This is a genomic window from Robertmurraya sp. DFI.2.37 (genome assembly GCF_029211245.1).
Taxonomy (GTDB): Bacteria; Bacillota; Bacilli; order Bacillales; family Cytobacillaceae; genus Robertmurraya; species Robertmurraya methanolica_A.
This window is the reverse complement of record NZ_JARGEJ010000555.1, coordinates 1-308: the sequence shown is the minus strand read 5'-3', so window position 1 is coordinate 308 and position 308 is coordinate 1. Positions and strand designations below refer to the sequence as shown.

The following is a 308-nucleotide window of genomic DNA, read 5'->3' as shown; positions in this document are numbered from 1 at the left end:
TATATGAATCTATACATTTTATAAGAGGTCTCTCTGTTCGAACCGATTATCTATTCACTTGATATATTCACTATAGAAAGAATTTATTAATAAAGTATTTATTAATCGTAAACTTTTTGTAAAATACTAAAATGATTTATCTTTAAAATTAAGTTCCCACATTTCCGCATTAGAGGTTGTAATCGCCAAGGCTCCATTATTTAACGCCTCCTCTGCATGTTCAAACTGATTTAATAGACCACCTGTAATAATGGGCACAGGTGATACTTTTGCTAGTATTCTTAAAAAATCCGGCGCCCTGCATGGCA

Annotated in this window: 1 protein-coding gene; it reads right to left on the bottom strand. The window is 32.1% G+C overall.

The genetic code is table 11. From position 1 onward, the window contains the following. Positions 1-126: 126 nt before the first annotated feature. On the bottom strand, positions 127-308 hold a 182-nt coding region (locus PZE06_RS27675; protein WP_275792352.1), incomplete at its 5' end, for a glycerol-3-phosphate responsive antiterminator.